The following is a 17,396-nucleotide window of genomic DNA, read 5'->3' as shown; positions in this document are numbered from 1 at the left end:
GGCGCACGCGCAGACGGCATGACTCGCGCCCGAATGGGTAGCGCGCGGGTGACGACGACGAGCACACGCCCCGCGAGCGCGCCTCGCTCGCGAGAGATTGGAGTCACCATGCCGCAGCGATCACCCGGACCCTCGGTCAAGGACGACGAGCAGTACGAGGCCCTCCGCGACGAGGGGATGAGCAAGGAGAAGGCGGCTCGCATCGCCAACGCGTCAGCCAACGAGGGCCGCAGCACCGTCGGGCGGCGGGGGGGCGAGGGCGAGCGCTACGAGGACCGCACCAAGGACGAGCTCTACGACCGGGCCCGCGAGGTCGGCATCGAGGGGCGTTCGACGATGAACAAGGACGAGCTGATCGACGCCCTGCGCAACCACTGACCCGCCCCGGTCCAGTTCGGGCGCCGACGCCGCATCCGCTGGACTCCCGACCCGCGTGAATGTGGGGATCGAGCGCCGACCCGAAGCGCTCGGTCCGACACGTCGAGTTCGGGTCCCGACCGACTCGACTGCACCCCGACCGGCGCGGTCCAGGACAGGGGCAAGGTCGGTGGGTGGGCGGAGGGTGGGTCCGTGCACCATGATCGGGGGAGACGACGATCACCCCCGAGGGGTGAGGAGGCAGGGGTCAGATGGGGACGACGACGCGGGCAGCGGTGCTGTGGGGCTACGGCGAGGACTGGAAGATCGAGGACGTCGAGCTCGACGACCCGAAGGCCAACGACGTGCTGGTCTCGATCAAGGCCGCCGGGCTGTGCCACTCCGACGACCACGCTCACACCGGTGACCTGCCCCTTCCGGTGCCGCTGATCGGCGGCCACGAGGGCGCTGGCGTCGTGGAGGCGGTGGGCCCCGACGTGCGCGACCTGGCGCCCGGCGACCACGTCGCCGTCTCCTTCATCCCCGCCTGCGGAAAGTGCCGCTGGTGCTCCACGGGCCGCCAGTACCTCTGCGACTCGGGCGCCAAGCTCTTCGACATCGGCATGATGAGCGACGGTCGGGTGGCCCACCACGTCACCCGGGCCGACGGCAGCCGCGAGCCGGTCGGGCGCTACGCCCAGGCCGGCACGTTCTCGGAGAAGATCCTGGTCAACGAGGACTCGCTGGTGAAGGTCGATCCCGACCTGCCCTTCGACGTCGTGGCCCTCACGTCGTGTGGCGTGGCCACCGGGTTCGGGTCGGCCACCGAGCGGGCCGGCACCGTGCCCGGCGACAACGTCGTCGTGGTGGGCATCGGTGGCATCGGCATCAACGCCGTGCAGGGCGCCAAGATCGCCGGGGCCCAGCGGGTCATCGCCGTCGACCCGGTGGAGATGAAGCGCGAGCAGGCCATGGCCTTCGGCGCCACCCACACCTACGCCTCGATGGAGGAGGCCGCCGAGGCGGTCCGTGACATGACCGAGGGCATCATGGCCGAGCGGGTCATCCTGGCCCCCGGCGTCGTGCACGGCGACATGATCCAGCCCGCCATGGACCTCACCGCCAAGGGTGGCACCCTCGTCGTCACCGGTCTGGCGCCGGCCATGGAGTCCGACGTGCAGCTCAACTTGATGATGCTCTCCATGTCGAACAAGGAGATCAAGGGCACCATCTTCGGGTCCCAGAACCCCCGCGACCAGATCCCCCGCCTGCTCTCGATGTACCGCCAGGGGGTCCTGCGCCTCGACGAGCTGGTGACCCGCCGCTACACCCTCGACGAGGTCAACCAGGGCTACGAGGACATGCTCGCCGGACGCAACATCCGCGGGGTCATCGAGTTCTGAGACCGCACGGGCTCTGAGATCGCAGCACGAGGCGGCCCGGCCCGCGGGTCGCGGCCACGAGGAGAGGACGGGGATGGGGCAGCTCGACGGCAAGGTGGCGGTCATCACCGGTGGGGGGCGGGGCATCGGTCGGGCCATCGCCCTGCGCTACGCCGCCGAAGGGGCCACCGTCGTGGTCTCCTCCCGAACCGGCACCGACCTCGAGACCACGCTCGCGGCGGCCGGCGTGGGTGACGAACGGGGGCTGGCCGTCGTGGCCGATGCCATGGACCGCGACGAGGCCCGGCGTCCCGTCACCGAGGCGCTCGACCGCTTCGGTCGGGTCGACGTGCTGGTCAACAACGTCGGCGGCACCGTCGGTGGCAACCCCGACCCGTTCGCCGCCAACGACGGCGCCTTCGAGCAGACGGTGGTGCTCAACCTCACCTCGGCGTGGTGGACGACCACGGCCGCCCTCCCCGCCATGAGAGAGCAGGGTTCCGGGCGCATCATCAGCATCGGGTCGGGGGCCTCGAAGCGAACGGGCGCCTCCGTCGGCTACACCGCGGCCAAGCACGGGCTGGTCGGCTTCACCAAGGAGCTGGCCAAGTCGGCGGCGCCCTTCGGCATCAACGTGAACCTGCTGTGCCCGGGGTGGACCAGGACCTCGCTGGTCGACTTCGAGCGCATCGCTGCCGCCCGGGGCACCACCGCCGAGGTCGAGGAGGCGAAGGCGGCCGCCGAGAGCCTGCAGGGTCGGATCCTCGAGGCCGACGAGCTGGCCGGCATGGCCACCCTGCTGGCCGGCGACGACGGACGCGGCGTGACCGGCCAGGTCATCAGCGTCGACGGCGGCTACAAGGTCTGACGGACCGGTCCGACGGGCTCGTCCGCACCCTGCCTCCCCGATGCCCGGGGGCCGGGCCGCGCCGAGCGGGGCGTGCTCCCGGTGGAGCGGGTCGAGCGCTGGGGGCCGCGTCCGGGCGTTACCCTCGGCGGACCATGAGGCCCGAGCCGTGACCGTCGACCCCTCCAAGCCCTACCACCAGATCGGGGAGGTCGCCGAGGTCGTGGGGCTCTCGCTGCGGACCATCCGTCACTACGAAGAGGTCGGCCTGGTGATCCCGTCGGGTCGGTCGACCGGAGGCTTCCGGCTCTACACCGACGCCGACATCGAGCGGCTCCAGCTCGTCAAGGACATGAAGCCGTTGGACTTCCGCCTCGAGGAGATGCGCGAACTGCTCGTCGTGCTCGACGCGGTGGAGGACCCGACGTCCTCGTCGGCGCAGCGTGATGCGCTGGCCTCGAGGCTCGGGGAGTTCGCCCGAGCAGCCGAGCAGCGTTGTGCACGGCTGCGCCGGGATCTGGCCGCGGCCGAGTCGCTCACCGCCACGTTGACGCAGAGGTCGTCTGGGCGCGGCGCAGGAGACGAAGGGGCGCCGTGACCGACATCGCCTGTCCCTCCTGTGGCACCGACGAGCACCTCCTGGGCACCGCGAAGGGAGATCTCATCGAACTGCGGTGCGAGCAGTGCGGGGCCCGGTGGGACCGCGACCCGAGTCCCCGCTGCCCGACCTGCGGTCGGGCAGACGTCGAACCCGTACCGCAGGCCGCGTGGGAGAAGTCCCGTGGGTCGCAGCTGTCGATCTCCTACATCACCGTGGTGCACCTCTGCCCCGAGTGCGACGCCGACCTGTTGCGCCAGCAACGCCAGACCAACGTGCCGCTGCCGCCCCGCGACAACCCTGCCGGCTGAGCTGCCACCGGGCCGCCCCCGGGAGGCACCGTCCGCAGGTGTGACGGATGGCCATCCCTCGGCCCTCGACTCTCACCTCACGTAACGGTAGGTTTCCACGGTCCCGGTCGGTCGGTCGTCCCGCGAGCCCGGTGAGTTCCCCCGAGGCTGCGGCCCGAAACCGATCCAGGAGGCCCTGTGCTCACGTCCACGCCTGCGCCCGTGCGCGCCCGCATCCGCTCTGCGTGGTTCTCGAACCCCAAGGGCGACCTCCTGGCCGGGCTCCTCGTCTCCCTGGCCCTCATCCCCGAGGCCATCGCCTTCTCGATCATCGCGGGAGTCGACCCCAAGGTCGGCCTCTACGCCTCGTTCTCCATCGCCATCATCACCGCCTTCACCGGTGCCCGTACGGGCATGATCTCGGCCGCCACCGGCGCCATGGCCCTGGTGGTCGTGCCCCTGGTGAAGGAGCACGGCGTCGAGTACCTCTTCGCCGCCACCATCCTCGCCGGCCTGTTGCAGGTCGCCTTCGGCTTCGCCGGTGTCGGCAAGCTGATGCGCTTCATCCCCCGCACGGTGATGATCGGCTTCATCAACGCCCTGGCCATCCTCATCTTCAAGGCCCAGGTGGAGAGCGTCCTGGGCGAGACCTGGGTGGTCTACGCCCTGGTGGCCGCCGCCCTCGGCGTCATCTACGGCCTGCCGAAGCTCACCACCGCCATCCCCGCCCCCCTCGTGGCCATCGTGCTCGTCGCCGTGGTGGCCGTGATCGCGGGGTTGCAGGTGCCGACGGTGGGCGACATGGGCGAGCTGCCCGACACGCTGCCGTTCTTCGGCCTACCCGGGGTGCCCTTCACGTTCGACACCCTCATGATCATCCTCCCCTACGCCCTCACCCTCTCCGTGGTCGGCATCCTCGAGTCGCTGCTCACCGCGCAGCTCATCGACGACATCACCGACACCCCCTCCGACAAGGACAGGGAGTGCCGGGGCCAGGGCATCGCCAACACCGCCACCGGGTTCCTCGGGGGCATGGCCGGCTGCGCCATGGTCGGGCAGTCCATGATCAACATGAAGTCCGGGGGGCGGACCCGCCTGTCGACGCTCTCCGCCGGCGTGTTCCTCCTGGTGATGCTGCTGGTGTTCGGCGACCTCGTGGCCCAGATCCCCATGGCGGCCCTGGTGGCCGTGATGATCGTGGTCGCCATCGCCACCTTCGACTGGGCCAGCATCAAGCCCTCCACCGTCCGCCAGACCCCCAAGTCGGAGACCGCGGTGATGGTGGTCACCGTGGCGATCGTGGTGGTCACGCACAACCTCGCCCTGGGCGTGCTCGCCGGCGTGGTGCTCGCAGCCGTGTTCTTCGCCCGTCGGGTGGCGCACGTCGCCGAGGTCACCAGCGTGGTCGACCCCGACGGCAAGGTCCGGGTCTACGCCGTCGCCGGAGAGCTCTTCTTCGCCTCCACCAACGAGCTGGTGCACGCGTTCGACTACACCGATCCCACTCCCGAGGTGGTCATCGACCTCACCGACGCCCACGTGTGGGACTCTCCTCGGCCGTCGCCGCCCTCGACGCCGTCGTCGCCAAGTTCCATGCCCGGGGGATCACCGCCGAGGTCATCGGCCTCAACCCCCACAGCGAGAACCTGCACACCCGGCTCACGGGTCGTCTGGCCAGCAGCCACTGACCATCGCCCGTCCGCCGCACCTCCTCAGCGACCCACACCCACACCCACCACCGGAGCCCGACATCACCACCGAACCCGCCAACGCCCACAACCTCATCGTCGTCGCGGTCGACGACTCAGACGGGTCACGGGTGGCGGTGTCGTGGGCCATCGGCGAGGCCGGGCTGCGGCACGCCACGCTCGTGCTGTTGCACGTCGTCGATGCCGAGCTGCCGGGCAACCCGGCCAGCGCCATCAGCTACGCCGAGGCGGTGCACGAGGCCGCCGACCCCGCCCGCGCGCTCATCGACGAGGTCACGGCCCGGGCCCGCGAGGCCCTCGGTGAGGACGCCGACATCGTGGCCGAGGTGGCTCAAGGCGATCCTGGTCAGCGCCTCGTCGAGGCATCGACGCACGCCGATCTGCTGGTCGTCGGATCCCGTGGTCGGGGAGGGATCCGCAGCCTGGTGCTCGGTTCGGTGAGCCAGCACTGCGCCCAGCACGCCGAGTGCCCGGTGGTCGTCGTCCCCCCGGGCGCCCGCCACGAGAGCTGACCGAGAACGGCGCCGATCAGGCCACGACGCCGCGCTCGCGCAGCTCGGCGGTGCGCTCGGCCAGGCCCAGCTCGGCGAGGACCTCGTCGGTGTGCTGGCCCAGCGCGGCGGTGTCGCCACCGAGCGCCGCCGGGGTGCTGCTGAACTGCGCCGGGTGACGGGGCAGCCGGGCGCGACCCACGACGGGGTGGTCGAACTCGTGGAACATCTCGATGGCCACGGCGTGAGGGTCGTCCACCACCTCGGCGGCCGAGAGGACCATGGCGAAGGGCACCCGCTCCCGCTCGAAGCGGGCGATGGCCTCCTCCTGGGTGAGGTTGGCGGCCATGGCGTAGCACATGTCCATGATCGGCTCGAGCACCTCGCGGTTCTTGCGCCGTTCGCCCACGGTGGCGATGCGGGGGTCGTCGAAGCCCTCCACGTCGAGCGACTTGCACATGCCGGCGAAGTCGCCGTCGGTCGTCGGCACGACGATGCCCCACCCGTCGAGGAAGCGCATCGGCTGGAAGCCGGCGTTGAAGCTCGAGGGCAGCGAACCGTCGGAGTCGAGCAGGACCTCGTTGCCCGCCGAGTCGGCCCACAGGAACGACACGCAGGCGTCGGCCATGGCCAGCTCGACGTGCTGGCCGCCGTGGCCGTTGGCCCGGGCGAAGAGGGCGGCGGTGATCGCCTGGCAGGCGTAGAGGGCACTGACCTTGTCGGCGCCGTTCTGGCGCAGGAAGGTGGGCGGTCCGCCGTTGGGGTCGGCCTGGTTGGCGGCGAACCCGGCGTAGGCCTGCATCGACGTGTCGTAGGCGCTGCGGTCGCGGTAGGGGCCTTCGGGTCCGTAGCCGGAGATCGAGGCGTACACGACGTCGGGGTTCAGGGCCCGCACGGCCTCGTAGCCGACACCGAGGCGGTCGACGACACCGGGCCGGAAGTTCTGGACGACGACATCGGCTTCGGCGGCCAGCTGCAGCACGATGTCGCGGCCTTCGTCGGTGCCGAGGTCGACGGCGATGCAACGCTTGCCGCGGTTGCAGGCCAGGTAGAAGGCGCTCATGTTGTTGACCGCCACCCCGACCCACCGGGCGATGTCGCCGATGCCGGGGCGTTCGACCTTGACCACCTCGGCACCCTGATCGGCCAGGAGCACCGTGGCGTAGGGGCCGGTGAGAGCGATCGAGAGGTCGAGCACCTTCACCCCGGAGAGGGGTCCGGGGGTCGTGCGGTCGTCGGTGCGGTCGGAAGCGTCGGTGGTCGTGGTCATCGTGGTGGTTCCCCCTGTTCGCGGCGGCTCCAACTCTTCCATGGCGAGCGTGGGGTCCGCGCCGGACGGGCGCCTCGGTGCCCGGGTCGGGCGCGACGCTCCTACCGTGGCGTCCATGCGCTTGATCCTCGTCCGCCACGGTGAGGCGTTCGCCGGCTTCCACGGGGTCATCGCCGGCCCGACGGGTTGCTCGGGCCTCACGCCTCACGGTCGCCGGCAGGCTGAGGCGCTGCGCGAGCACCTGGCCGCCACCGGCCGCATCCAGGCCGATGCCCTGATCGCGAGCGTCCTGCCCCGTGCCGTCGAGACGGCGAGCATCATCGCCCCCGGTCTCGGGTTGGAGCTCGGGGGGAGCCACTGCGATCTCTGCGAGGTCCACACCGGCGAGGCCGATGGCCTCGACTGGGCCGAGTACGCCGACCGCTACGGCGGGTTCGACATGGAAGCCGAACCGGAGCGGGTGTTCGCCCCGGGGGGTGAGAGCTGGAACAGCTTCCACGAGCGGGTGGGGCAGATGATGGCGCGGATCGCCCGGGAGCACGCCGGGCAGACGGTCGTGGCCGTCTGCCACGCAGGGGTCATCCAGGCCTCGGTGCGGTTGATGCTGGGCGCCCCCCACTCGGGGACCGGCACGCGATTGCAGCCCACGAACACCGGGCTCACCGAGTGGGAGCACGATCCCGAGCGCGCCCGCTGGACGTTGCACGGCTTCAACGCCACCACCCACCTGGTGGGCCTCGACCGCCAGGACTGACCGCGAGGGCGCGGGGTCGGCGGTCCCGGGTAGAGGGACGGCCATGGCAGACGATCAGCAGTACTCGGTGACCTCGGCCCGGGAGGCAGCATCACGCGACGAGCTGCAGGAGTGGGTGGGGTGCTTCCTCGCCAGCCCGGGCAGCGACAACGCCGAGCTGGCCGGGATCCTCGCCGAGCGGTGGCGCTGGTGGCTCGGGCCGGTGCGCCTGCCGATCGATCGCCTCCACCGCCTGGCCGGCCCGTCGGGGGACCCCGTGCTGCGCACGGTCGACGACGACTACTGGCGCGACGACGTCGAGGAGATGGAGGACAAGATCGACGAGGACGGCTGGGAGCCGCCGCCCGTCGTCGTCACCTTCCAGGACGGGCAGTTGGTGCTCGAGGACGGGAACCACCGCGTCGAGAGCCTTCGCCGGGCCGGCGAGACCGAGGTCTGGTCGATCGTGGGCTTCGACGATCCCTCCGGGCCGGAGCGCTTCCGCGCCCCTCCGCCACAGTGATCGGACTCGAGCGCGCGCCCCTGAGGCTCGCCACGACACCTGCGCGAGGGGCCGGCCCACGCCGTGACCGCTGAGGGTCCCTGCATCACTACTCTCAGTCGTGGTTGGATAGGGGTCAGTTCCCGACCACGGACAGGTGGTGATCCCATGACTCGAGCTGACGAGGTGCGGGCCGAGGTCGCAGTCGCCGCGCTGCTCGACGTCGACTGCCTGGCGGTGGCTCTCGCCGACGACGAGCTCGTCACCGACGTGGCGTTGTGGGGTGCCGCCGGCAACGACGGGGCGACCGATGTGTTGGCGACGCACCCGAGGGTGCACACGCTGGTGGCCAGTGCCGTGGCCTCGACCCGGCCCCAGGTCCGAGCGACCGTCGCCGGTCGGCCCGATCTCGACACCGAGCTGTACGCCATCCTGGCCAGCGACGACCACCCCGCCGTCAGGGCTCGGGTGGCCACCAACCCCGCTGCTCCGGGCGCCGTGGTGCGCCACCTCGCCGCGGACGACCACGAAGCCGTGCGCCGACTGGCCCACATCGAGGTCCGCCGGCGCCGACAGGCGGCCTAGCTCCACCCGGCGGTCCCACGCCGAGACTGCCGGGGTGCCGAGCGGCCGCCGATCGCGTGCAATGCGTCATGCGTGCCGCTGCTGTGGCGCGGCGCTGGCCGAAGAGGCTCGCATCTACAGCTCCTTCGTCTCCACATGTACGCATATGCGAGGTTTGTCTAGGCTGAGCCGATGGCCGTCTACCGGACCCGCCAGGTCGCCGAGCTGCTGGGCGTCAGCGTGGACACCGTTCGTCGGTGGTGCGACGAGGGGAAGCTGAAGACCGTTCGCAGCGCGGGCGGGCACCGCGCCGTCGACGGCGCCGACCTCGCTCGATACCTCACGGAGCAGACCAAGGCCTACGAGCCCGAGTCACTGCTGGCGCAGTCGACCCGCAACCGCTTCACCGGCATCGTCACCCGGGTCGAGCGCGACACGATCACCGCGCTCGTCGAGATCCACGCGCCCCCGCACCGCCTCATCTCGCTCATGACCCGCGAGGCGGTCGACGAGCTGGACCTGGAGCCCGGTGATCTGGCCACCGCGGCGGTGAAGTCCACGAGCGTCATCGTCGAGATCCCGACCCCCTGACCGTGACCGCCTCATCCGGCCCCAGAAGGACGACCGAGGTGCCCCGCCGGCCTCTGACCCCGTCTCGCGCCGTGCTCGTCGTCGTGGTCGCCGGGCTCGTGGTCGCCGGCTGCGGATCGGGCGGCTCGGGTGCCTCGGACCCCTCCCTCTCCGACGCCGCGGGCACCGCGCCGGCCCTCACCGGCACCGTCACCGTGTCGGCGGCCGCGTCCCTGACCGACGCCTTCGAGGCCATCGGGGGCGACTTCGAGGCGGCCAACCTCGACGTGACGGTCGACCTCAACCTCGGGTCCTCGGGGACGCTGGCCACCCAGATCGAGGAGGGCGCACCAGTCGATGTCGCCGCGTTCGCCGACGAGGCCACCATGGCCAGGCTCGTCGACGGGGGCCTGGTGGCCGGAACGAGCGAGGTCTTCGCCACCAACCAGATGATCGTCGTGACCAAGCCGGGCAACCCCAGGAACGTCACCGCGCTGGCCGACCTGGCCGACGCTGGGACGATCTCGCTCTGTGTCGACACCGCCCCGTGTGGCGCGTTCGCCGATCAGATCCTCGAGACGGCTGGCGTGGTCATCCCCGAGTCCGACGTCACCCGGGGTCGCGACGTCAAGGCCACCCTGGGGGCGGTCACCGAAGGCGACGCCGACGCGGCAATCGTGTACGTGACCGACGCCGAGGTCTCCGGCGACGCCGTCGACGTGGTGGCCATCCCGCCGGAGCACGACGTGATCGCCCGGTACCCGGTCGCCGTCGTCGAGGGCGCGGCCGACGAAGCGTTGGCCCGCGCCTTCGTTGCGTACGTGCTCGGTCCCGAGGCTCGGGCCGTGCTCGAGGAGGCGGGATTCCGGGCACCGTGAGGCGGACGCGGCGCCCACCCCTGCTGGTGGTCGCCGTCGCCGGCCTCACGGTCGTCTTCTTCCTCATCCCTCTCGTCGGTCTCGTCGAGCGGGCGTCGTGGTCGACCCTGACCGACGACCTCACCAGCACGGAGGCCGCCACCGCCCTGCGGCTGAGCCTCATCTGCTCGATCGGGGCGACGGTCCTGTCGGTGCTGGTCGGCATGCCCCTGGCCTGGACCCTCGCCCGGGTCCGCTTCCCCGGCCGTTCGTTCGTGCGCGCCCTGGTGCTGCTGCCTCTCGTGCTCCCGCCGGTCGTGGGCGGCGTGGCGCTGCTCAGCGCGTTCAGCCGCCGGGGGCTCGTCGGCGAGCACCTCTACGACTGGTTCGGCATCCAGCTGACCTTCACCACGGCGGGGGCCATCCTGGCCGAGACGTTCGTCGCCCTGCCCTTCTTCGTGATCACCGTCGAAGCCGCCCTGCGTTCGATGGACCAGCGCTACGAAGCCGTCGCTTCGACGCTCGGGGCCGGCCGCCTCACGGTCTTCCGTCGGGTGACGCTGCCGATGGTGGCCCCGTCGGTGGCCGCCGGCGCCGTGCTGGCCTGGGCCCGGGCCCTCGGCGAGTTCGGTGCCACCATCACCTTCGCCGGCAACATCGTGGGCCGGACCCAGACGTTGCCCCTGGCGGTCTACGGCGCGCTCGACGCCAACCCCGAGGTCGCCATCGCCCTCAGCCTGGTCATGCTCGCGGTCTCGCTGCTCGTGATCGTGTCGTTGCGCGACCGGTGGCTGGAGCGGTCGTGACCGTCGCCGCTCGGATCGGGCTCACCCTCGGAACGATGGACCTCGATGTGGAGCTCGAGATCGAGCCCGGCGAGGTGGTCGCCCTGCTCGGGCCCAACGGAGCGGGCAAGAGCACCGTCTTGAACGCCCTGGCGGGGTTGGCGCCCATCGAGCAGGGCCGCATCGTGATCGAGGGCCAGGTGGTGGACGAGCCGGCGAGCGGGACCTTCGTCATCCCGGAGAAGCGGCCGGTCGGGGTGCTGTTCCAGGACTACCTGCTGTTCCCCCACCTGACGGTGCTCGAGAACGTGGCGTTCGGGCCCCGCGCGGCCGGCATGGGCAAGGCCGACGCCCGGCGGAGAGCGCAACAGCTGCTCGACCGCGTCGGCATCGGCGAGCAGGCCGGGCGGCGACCTGCCGCGATCTCGGGCGGCCAGGCCCAGCGGACCGCGCTGGCCCGCGCCCTCGCCACCGACCCGCGGCTGTTGTTGCTCGACGAACCGCTGGCTGCGCTCGATGCCGGCACCCGCACGTCGGTCCGGCGTGACCTGCGGCGCTTCCTCGGCGAGTTCGACGGGGCCACGGTGCTGGTGACCCACGACGCGCTCGACGCCCTGGCGCTGGCCAGCCGGGTCGTCATCCTCGAGAGCGGCACCGTGGCCCAGGCCGGCACGCTGGCCGAGGTCACGACGCGCCCCCGTTCGGCCTACGTCGCCGAACTGATCGGGGTGAACCTGCTTCGGGGGCGGGGCTCGGGAACCACCATCGCCCTCGATGGTCAGTCGGGGCAGGTGACGACGGCCTCGCTCGTCGACGGCGAGGTCCTGGTGCTCATCCAACCGAACGCGGTCACCTTGCACCGACATCGGCCGCAGGAGGGCAGCGCCCGGAACCAGTGGCGGGGAACGATCACCGGTTTTGACCTGCTCGGTGACCGGGTCCGCGTCCGGCTCTCGGGGGAGGTGCCCCTGGTTTCGGAGGTGACGCCCGCGACCGTCGCCGCCATGGGCCTCGAGGAGGGCCTGGAGGTCTGGGCCGCGGTGAAGGCGACCGAGGTCACGACCTACGGGTCGTGATGCATCAGTTCGAATCACGTCGTCGTGGGACCGACCGTCATGCCCGGACCTCGTCCTCGCGCTCCGGTGGTCCCGCCGGTTCAGATCGTGAGCTCGTTGGTCCCGTCTTCGTTGGCGGTCACGCGTCCGGGGGTCTCGATCCACCCGCCGCTCGCCACGGCGTCGATGACGTCGAGGTGTCGGCTCCTGGCGTAGCAGCGGCGGCCGTCGGGCAGACCGCAGATGGCCAGTGCTTCCGCGGCCTGGCCGTCGCGCTGGTGCACGACGGTTGCCGCCTGCACGACCACGGCGCCCGAGTGCTCGTTGACGACCTTCCGATCAGCGGTGTCTTCGGCGACCAGGTTCTGCTGCTCGCCGTGATCGGGGGCAGGGGCGGCGACTCCGGGTTCGGTGGCGTAGACGGCTGCGACGTGCTTCGTCATGTGCATGCCGACGCCGGTCACCATGGCGGCCGCGCCCTCACCGCGTCGCAGGCGGTCGACGGCCTGGCTGATCGAGTGGCTCATGTAGTTGCTCCCCGGACCGCCGTGATAGGGGAGCCCGCCGGTCAAGCTGAGGGGCCGAGGATCGTCGTCGGGCAGCCCGAGAGCGTCGGTGGCGAAGGTGATCGCCGCGCCGAAGCAGCTGTAGAGGTCGAACAGGTCGACGTCGGCCACGCCGAGGCCGGCCCGATCCAGGGCCTCGCCCTGCGCCGCTCGCATGGCCGGAGAGGAGGCGAGGTCCCGTCGCGCCGCGATGTGGGCGGCGTCGCGGGCGAACCCCCAGCCGCGGAGGTAGACGCGACGCTCGGCCGGGACCTTCCAACGGTCGGCGACCTCGTGGGTGACGAGGAGGTTCGCGGCAGCCATGTCGACATCGGGGAACGCCACCATCCGCTTGGCGTACGGGGTCACGATCGGCCGGTTGCCCTCGTTCGGGGACAGCAGCTCGTCGGCGGTCCAGGCCCTCGGGAACCAGGCGCCGGGGGTCGCGGCCGCCACTCGGCTGAGCGCCGAGAGCACCTGTGCGAGGCGTCGCCGGTCGTCCTGTCGGCCGCCCCGGGCGGCCCAGCGAGCCTGTTCGAGAAGGGCGAAGGTGTGGGTTGCGGGGATGATCCCGTGGGCGAGCTCGGTCGGCAGGTACCACGTCAGGAACTCTGCTTCGGGCAGCGGCGGCAGCCCGCTGGGATGGGACCAGGCCGGCTCTTCGCCGGCGGTGGCGAACCGCCGCCGGCTGGCCAGCGCCTCGGCGCCCACGACCAGTGCGGCGGAGAGCTCGCCGCGACGCATCCGGTCGGCGGCGGCATCGAGGAGCCGCTGCGGTGAGGTCCCGGCGACGATCGACGCCCTGCCGTCGATCCCGGGACGTCCGAGGCGGTCGGCCAACCGGTCGACGGGGTCGTCGTAGGCCCAGGCCTGGCAGTGCACGACGCCGAGGTGGTCGAGTTCGGACATGACGTCATGGGTGGTGCCGACGTCGTCAACGGCGGCGCGGGCGACGTGTTCCCACATCCCGAGCGGTTCCGGGACGTCGTCCGGGCCTCGCCAGGTGTGGCGCGCCGTGCCGACGATGCACACGGCTCCTTCCAGGGTGCCCGTGCTCACTGTCCCTGCCCCTTGCTGAACCCGATGGCGTCGCCCCTGGCGATGGTCACGGGTACGGGCTCGGTGGTCATCAGATCGTCTCCTTCGGGGGGCACCGCGTAATACCAGAACAAAACTACCGGAAATCTGAAACATAGAACGAAACGCTCGACGCGACACCGGGATCACCTCACGTCGAGGCCGGAGCCCATGGACGAACGTGAACGGTCGGTCCCCGGCGCTGCGGGCCGGCCGAGGGTCCCCCGGGCGCCCTGGAGGCCCTGGCCCCCCGCCAGGACGTCACGGCCCCCGCCGCGTTTCGGCGCGGGTCGGCGCGGGTCTCGCTCTCGCGACAACTGGGGTCATCCGGTGTTCGGATGCCCCTGGGGCTCTGTCGACCTCCGTGTCACGGCGCCGGCGGTCGATGACGGGCGCGTCACCCAACCACGCACGGTGTGACTATGGTCTCAGTGCGTCGTCGAAGGTCGGGCGCACTGGGGGGATCCACAGATGAAGCGCATCCTTGTCGTCGCTGCGGCAGTGGTGATGGTGGCCGCCGGCTGTGGCCGGGACGGTGGCGGCGAGGCCACGGGCCCGGTCGACCCGGGCCCGACGTCCAGCTCGCCCGACGACGCCGCCGCCGACGCCTGCGAAGGAGTGGAGCTCGAGGCGACCGAGATCGGCGTCACCGCGGAAGAGATCCGCATCCAGGTCACCGCCGACGTCGGCTCCCCGTTGGCGCCGGGCCTCTTCCAGGCGAGCATGGACGCCGTCGAGGGCTTCGCCGAGTGGGTCAACGACAACGGTGGCATCGCCTGCCGGGACCTGGTGGTGGAGACCTACGACAGCCGTCTCGACCCGGCCGAGGCCAAGAACGCCCAGATCACGGCGTGCGCCAACGCGCTGGCCATGGTGGGGGGCAACACGCTGTTCAACCCCGACACCGTCACCCTCGACAGCTGCGCCGACCAGTCCGGCCAGCCGACCGGCCTGCCCAACCTCGCGGCGATCGCCAACGACGCCGCCGAGCAGTGCGCGGCCACCACCTGGAACATCAGCGGCGTCAACGAGCCTTGTGGCTCTCCGACGAGCGGCGTGCGGACCTTCCAGGTGCAGACCGCGCCGTTCGAGTGGCTCAACGAGCAACACGGCGGCACCCTCGAGGGCTACTACCTCGTCCCCCAGGACCTGCCGTCGCTCATCCGCAGCGGCACCTACCTGCTCGAGGCCCAGCGGGCCGGGTCCATCGACATCCTGGGTGGGATCAAGGTCAGCGGTCGGGCCACCCAGCCGGACTTCACCTCGGTGGCGCAGCGCATCAAGGAGTCGGGCGCCAACTACGTCTACAACGGCTCGGAAGTGCCGGCCATGGTGATGATGCGCAAGGAGGCCGAGGCGCAGGGCGTCACCGGCGTCGACGTCTGGGCGTGCATCTCCATCTGCTACAGCGAGAAGTTCGCCAGCGAAGGAGATCTGGTCGACGGCACCTACACCATCCTCACGACGCTTCCCATCGAGGAGTCCGACGACAACGAGACGCTGGGGGCCTACGTCGACCACGTCGCCGAACCGGATGGCTTCGCCGCCAACTCCTGGATGGCCGGCGTGCTGTTCAAGCAGGCGATCGACCAGATCGTGGCCGAGGAAGGCCCCAACGCCATCACCCGGGCCACGTTGCTCGACGCGGCGATGAGCATCGACGACTTCACCGCCGACGGGATGATGGGGCCCAAGGGGCCCAAGGGTCCTCAGGAGTGCTTCGTCGTCCTCCAGCTCAACGGTGGCGTCTTCGAGCGGCAGTACCCGACAGAGGAGGGCACCCTCCAGTGCGAGCCGATCGGCGAGGTCAGCCTCGATCCGGCCGTCGCCGCCGAGGAGCTGTCCTGACGTCGAGCGCAACGAGCCAGAGAGACTCGCCACCCCGTCGCCTCGTGCGGTGTCGGACTGCGCCGGCCGTCCGCGGGGAAGGAGAAGGCTCTCGTCGTCGATCAGGAGGCCGGTCTCGTGGCGTTCATCCTCTGGCTCATCGCAGTGATCCTGGTGATCGCAGGCATCGTGTCGCTGGTCCGGCGGCAGTGGTTGGTGGGAGCCGCGTTGATCATCATCGGGTTCCTCGTCGGGCCCGGCGGTGTGTCGATCTTCACCTGACAGGTGAGCACCGTTTCCGGGTAGGGGGCGAGCATGGCCACCCCTGAGCAGTCACGCCCGCCCCGCACGGGTCCCGCGCCCGACAGCCTCGCCCGCTCGGTGCCCGAGCCGTCGCCCGACCACCTGGGCCCCGAGCCCGAGGAGAACCGGCCCGGCCACCACCCGGCCGAGGAGCAGGACCAGCCGCCGCTCGACGACTTCGCGGCCAAGTTCGGCATCCCGCCCGAGGTTCCGTCCGACGACGGAGGGGTCGGGTCGGACGCCGCAGAGGCCCGGTCGGACGACGGAGAGGCCCGGTCGGCGGATGCGCCGTCCCGGGGGAGGGGGCGTGCGTCCGAAGCGTCCGGTGCGTCCGCAGGCCACGAGGACGTCTCCGACGACGACCCCGATAGCGCCGGCGGGCACCTGCCCCGTCAGGTGCGGACGGTCTGGGTCGTGACCGCGCGCCGGGGGGTCCTGCCGGCCCTGGGCGGCGTTCGCGCCGTGACGGACGCGCTGGAACGGATCGTGCGCCGCACGCTCTGAGACGGGCCTACTGGCGGCCCATGGCGGAGCGGGTCTCGGCCTCGGCGACCGCAGTCGCCTTCCGTTCCGGTCTGGCAGTGACCTACGCCCTCAGAACTCGGTCGAGGCCAGCCGGACGTTCGGGCGGGCGGGCGGGTGACGGGTGCCAGGTCCCGATGGGGGTGCGCGGGCGAGTCGCGACCTCTCTCGTGCCTAGCGTGAGCGCATGGATCTGATCGACAAGGTCGTGGTGGTCACCGGTGGGGGCTCGGGCATCGGGGCGGCGATGGCCGTGACGGCGACCGAGGCCGGCGCCCGCCACGTCGTGGTGGCTGATCGCGACGGCGACGCCGCCGCGTCGGTGGCGGACGCCATCGGCGGGACGGCGACGACGATCGACGTCCGTGACGAGGAGGCCATCGTGGAGCTGGTGCGCTCGACCGAGTCGGCGCACGGGGGCATCGACCTGTTCTGCTCGAACGCCGGGTTCGTGACCCAGGCCGGGGTCGAGGAGTCCGACGAGGTCCTCCAGGCGATGTGGGACGTGCACGTGATGTCCCACATCCATGCCGCCCGGGCTGTGTTGCCGTCGATGATCGACCGAGGCGAGGGGTACCTGCTCAACACGGCGTCGGCCGCCGGCCTGCTGACCCAGATCGGCTCGCTCGGCTACACGATCACCAAGCACGCCGCGGTGGCGCTGGCCGAGTGGCTGTCCATCACCCACCACCACCAGGGGATCCGCGTGTCGGTCCTGTGCCCTCAGGCGGTGCGGACCAACATCACGGCCAACAGTCCGGACGTCCGGGTTTCCAACGCGGCGGCCGACGACCCGCTGGGGGTGCCGCTCGCCGACGGTGTCGTGGAGGCCGACGCCGTGGCTCGGCTCTGCGTCGAGGCCATCGCCGCCGAGCGCTTCTGGGTGCTCCCACACCCCGAGGTGGCCGACTACGTGAAGCAGAAGAGCGACGACATCGACCGGTGGTTGGCGGGCATGCGCCGCTACCAGGCCCGCCTCTACGGCGATCGCCCGTTGCCCGGCGATCGGCTGGTGTCCGGCTCCTGATCCCCGCTCGGGTCGGGTCGGGCTGGATCCTGGGCCGCACGACTACCGTCGGAACCGACGCGCGAGCCGTCGGTGCCGTCAGGAA

19 protein-coding genes and 1 pseudogene are annotated in these 17,396 nt (G+C 71.3%); 18 read left to right on the top strand and 2 right to left on the bottom strand.

Going from position 1 to position 17,396, the window contains the following annotated elements:
• Positions 1-108: 108 nt before the first annotated feature.
• The 7 genes and pseudogenes from LUW87_RS10540 to LUW87_RS10510 all read left to right on the top strand — a co-directional run bounded on the left by LUW87_RS10540 (position 109) and on the right by LUW87_RS10510 (position 5,695).
• Entirely contained in the window at positions 109-378 is a 270-nt protein-coding gene (locus tag LUW87_RS10540; RefSeq protein WP_232671131.1) for a Rho termination factor N-terminal domain-containing protein, read from the top strand.
• A gap of 251 nt (positions 379-629) precedes the next feature.
• Positions 630-1,760 (top strand): NDMA-dependent alcohol dehydrogenase, encoded by a 1,131-nt coding sequence (locus LUW87_RS10535; protein ID WP_232671130.1) that lies wholly within the window; start codon positions 630-632, stop codon positions 1,758-1,760.
• 73 nt (positions 1,761-1,833) lie between these two features.
• Positions 1,834-2,607, top strand: a complete 774-nt coding sequence (locus tag LUW87_RS10530) for an SDR family NAD(P)-dependent oxidoreductase (protein WP_232671129.1) — start codon at positions 1,834-1,836, stop codon at positions 2,605-2,607.
• A 148-nt stretch (positions 2,608-2,755) separates the two neighbouring features.
• Positions 2,756-3,184, top strand: coding sequence for a MerR family transcriptional regulator (locus LUW87_RS10525; protein WP_232671128.1), 429 nt, complete (start codon positions 2,756-2,758; stop codon positions 3,182-3,184).
• Complete coding sequence (locus LUW87_RS10520) at positions 3,181-3,495, top strand: hypothetical protein (RefSeq protein ID WP_232671127.1); 315 nt, start codon at positions 3,181-3,183, stop codon at positions 3,493-3,495. The genes LUW87_RS10525 and LUW87_RS10520 overlap by 4 nt, the downstream gene beginning before the upstream one ends.
• A 177-nt stretch (positions 3,496-3,672) precedes the next feature.
• Positions 3,673-5,162 (top strand): annotated as a pseudogene (locus tag LUW87_RS19250) (SulP family inorganic anion transporter).
• Positions 5,163-5,293: 131 nt separating this feature from the next.
• Complete coding sequence (locus LUW87_RS10510; protein ID WP_346742472.1) at positions 5,294-5,695, top strand: universal stress protein; 402 nt, start codon at positions 5,294-5,296, stop codon at positions 5,693-5,695.
• 16 nt (positions 5,696-5,711) lie between these two features.
• On the opposite strand, the gene LUW87_RS10505 is transcribed toward LUW87_RS10510, so the two are convergent.
• A complete protein-coding gene (locus LUW87_RS10505; RefSeq protein WP_232671126.1) occupies positions 5,712-6,944 on the bottom strand; it encodes a CaiB/BaiF CoA transferase family protein in 1,233 nt (410 codons plus the stop codon).
• 115 nt (positions 6,945-7,059) lie between these two features.
• On the opposite strand from LUW87_RS10505, the gene LUW87_RS10500 reads away from it, so the two are divergent.
• The 7 genes from LUW87_RS10500 to LUW87_RS10470 all read left to right on the top strand — a co-directional run bounded on the left by LUW87_RS10500 (position 7,060) and on the right by LUW87_RS10470 (position 12,031).
• Positions 7,060-7,698 (top strand): histidine phosphatase family protein, encoded by a 639-nt coding sequence (locus LUW87_RS10500; RefSeq protein WP_232671125.1) that lies wholly within the window; start codon positions 7,060-7,062, stop codon positions 7,696-7,698.
• A 43-nt stretch (positions 7,699-7,741) separates the two neighbouring features.
• Complete coding sequence (locus LUW87_RS10495; RefSeq protein WP_232671124.1) at positions 7,742-8,200, top strand: ParB/Srx family N-terminal domain-containing protein; 459 nt, start codon at positions 7,742-7,744, stop codon at positions 8,198-8,200.
• Between the two features lie 147 nt (positions 8,201-8,347).
• Positions 8,348-8,764 carry a hypothetical protein gene (locus tag LUW87_RS10490; RefSeq protein WP_232671123.1) on the top strand — a complete coding sequence of 139 codons (417 nt, stop codon included), beginning with the start codon at positions 8,348-8,350 and terminating at the stop codon, positions 8,762-8,764.
• Positions 8,765-8,935: 171 nt separating this feature from the next.
• A complete protein-coding gene (locus tag LUW87_RS10485) occupies positions 8,936-9,334 on the top strand; it encodes a TOBE domain-containing protein (RefSeq protein ID WP_232671122.1) in 399 nt (132 codons plus the stop codon).
• Positions 9,335-9,372: 38 nt separating this feature from the next.
• On the top strand, positions 9,373-10,191 hold the full coding sequence (gene modA / locus LUW87_RS10480; RefSeq protein WP_232671121.1) for a molybdate ABC transporter substrate-binding protein: 819 nt from the start codon (positions 9,373-9,375) through the stop codon (positions 10,189-10,191).
• Positions 10,188-10,976 carry an ABC transporter permease gene (locus LUW87_RS10475; RefSeq protein ID WP_232671120.1) on the top strand — a complete coding sequence of 263 codons (789 nt, stop codon included), beginning with the start codon at positions 10,188-10,190 and terminating at the stop codon, positions 10,974-10,976. Before modA ends, LUW87_RS10475 begins: the two co-directional genes overlap by 4 nt.
• A 35-nt stretch (positions 10,977-11,011) precedes the next feature.
• Positions 11,012-12,031 (top strand): ABC transporter ATP-binding protein, encoded by a 1,020-nt coding sequence (locus LUW87_RS10470; RefSeq protein WP_232671119.1) that lies wholly within the window; start codon positions 11,012-11,014, stop codon positions 12,029-12,031.
• 80 nt (positions 12,032-12,111) lie between these two features.
• On the opposite strand, the gene LUW87_RS10465 is transcribed toward LUW87_RS10470, so the two are convergent.
• Positions 12,112-13,614, bottom strand: a complete 1,503-nt coding sequence (locus LUW87_RS10465; RefSeq protein ID WP_232671118.1) for a hypothetical protein — start codon at positions 13,612-13,614, stop codon at positions 12,112-12,114.
• Positions 13,615-14,103: 489 nt separating this feature from the next.
• Here LUW87_RS10465 and LUW87_RS10460 point away from each other — a divergent pair, with 489 nt between their 5' ends.
• From LUW87_RS10460 to LUW87_RS10445, 4 genes are all read left to right on the top strand, one after another.
• Entirely contained in the window at positions 14,104-15,480 is a 1,377-nt protein-coding gene (locus LUW87_RS10460) for an ABC transporter substrate-binding protein (protein WP_232671117.1), read from the top strand.
• Positions 15,481-15,597: 117 nt separating this feature from the next.
• On the top strand, positions 15,598-15,741 hold the full coding sequence (locus LUW87_RS18825) for a GPGG-motif small membrane protein (protein ID WP_232671116.1): 144 nt from the start codon (positions 15,598-15,600) through the stop codon (positions 15,739-15,741).
• Positions 15,742-15,774: 33 nt separating this feature from the next.
• The gene (locus LUW87_RS10450; protein ID WP_232671115.1) at positions 15,775-16,266 is read left to right on the top strand and encodes a hypothetical protein; all 492 of its coding nucleotides are present in this window, start codon (positions 15,775-15,777) and stop codon (positions 16,264-16,266) included.
• A gap of 205 nt (positions 16,267-16,471) precedes the next feature.
• Positions 16,472-17,311: an SDR family oxidoreductase gene (locus LUW87_RS10445; RefSeq protein WP_232671114.1), complete on the top strand. Its 840-nt coding sequence runs from the start codon at positions 16,472-16,474 to the stop codon at positions 17,309-17,311.
• The last annotated feature ends 85 nt before the right edge of the window (positions 17,312-17,396 follow it).

This window comes from Rhabdothermincola salaria (assembly GCF_021246445.1).
In the GTDB taxonomy this organism is placed as follows: Bacteria; Actinomycetota; Acidimicrobiia; order Acidimicrobiales; family Acidimicrobilacustridaceae; genus Rhabdothermincola_A; species Rhabdothermincola_A salaria.
The sequence above is the reverse complement of the archived record's forward strand: the minus strand, read 5'-3'. Positions and strand labels throughout refer to the sequence as shown.

Bases quoted from the DNA above. Each gene is read 5' to 3' on its own strand.
- LUW87_RS10540 (WP_232671131.1), top strand. From the start codon at position 109: ATGCCGCAGCGATCACCCGGACCCTCGGTCAAGGACGACGAGCAGTAC.
- LUW87_RS10535 (WP_232671130.1), top strand. From the start codon at position 630: ATGGGGACGACGACGCGGGCAGCGGTGCTGTGGGGCTACGGCGAGGAC.
- LUW87_RS10530 (WP_232671129.1), top strand. From the start codon at position 1,834: ATGGGGCAGCTCGACGGCAAGGTGGCGGTCATCACCGGTGGGGGGCGG.
- LUW87_RS10505 (WP_232671126.1), bottom strand. From the start codon at position 6,944: ATGACCACGACCACCGACGCTTCCGACCGCACCGACGACCGCACGACC.
- LUW87_RS10500 (WP_232671125.1), top strand. From the start codon at position 7,060: ATGCGCTTGATCCTCGTCCGCCACGGTGAGGCGTTCGCCGGCTTCCAC.
- LUW87_RS10495 (WP_232671124.1), top strand. From the start codon at position 7,742: ATGGCAGACGATCAGCAGTACTCGGTGACCTCGGCCCGGGAGGCAGCA.
- LUW87_RS10490 (WP_232671123.1), top strand. From the start codon at position 8,348: ATGACTCGAGCTGACGAGGTGCGGGCCGAGGTCGCAGTCGCCGCGCTG.
- LUW87_RS10485 (WP_232671122.1), top strand. From the start codon at position 8,936: ATGGCCGTCTACCGGACCCGCCAGGTCGCCGAGCTGCTGGGCGTCAGC.
- LUW87_RS10470 (WP_232671119.1), top strand. From the start codon at position 11,012: ATGGACCTCGATGTGGAGCTCGAGATCGAGCCCGGCGAGGTGGTCGCC.
- LUW87_RS10460 (WP_232671117.1), top strand. From the start codon at position 14,104: ATGAAGCGCATCCTTGTCGTCGCTGCGGCAGTGGTGATGGTGGCCGCC.
- LUW87_RS10450 (WP_232671115.1), top strand. From the start codon at position 15,775: ATGGCCACCCCTGAGCAGTCACGCCCGCCCCGCACGGGTCCCGCGCCC.
- LUW87_RS10445 (WP_232671114.1), top strand. From the start codon at position 16,472: ATGGATCTGATCGACAAGGTCGTGGTGGTCACCGGTGGGGGCTCGGGC.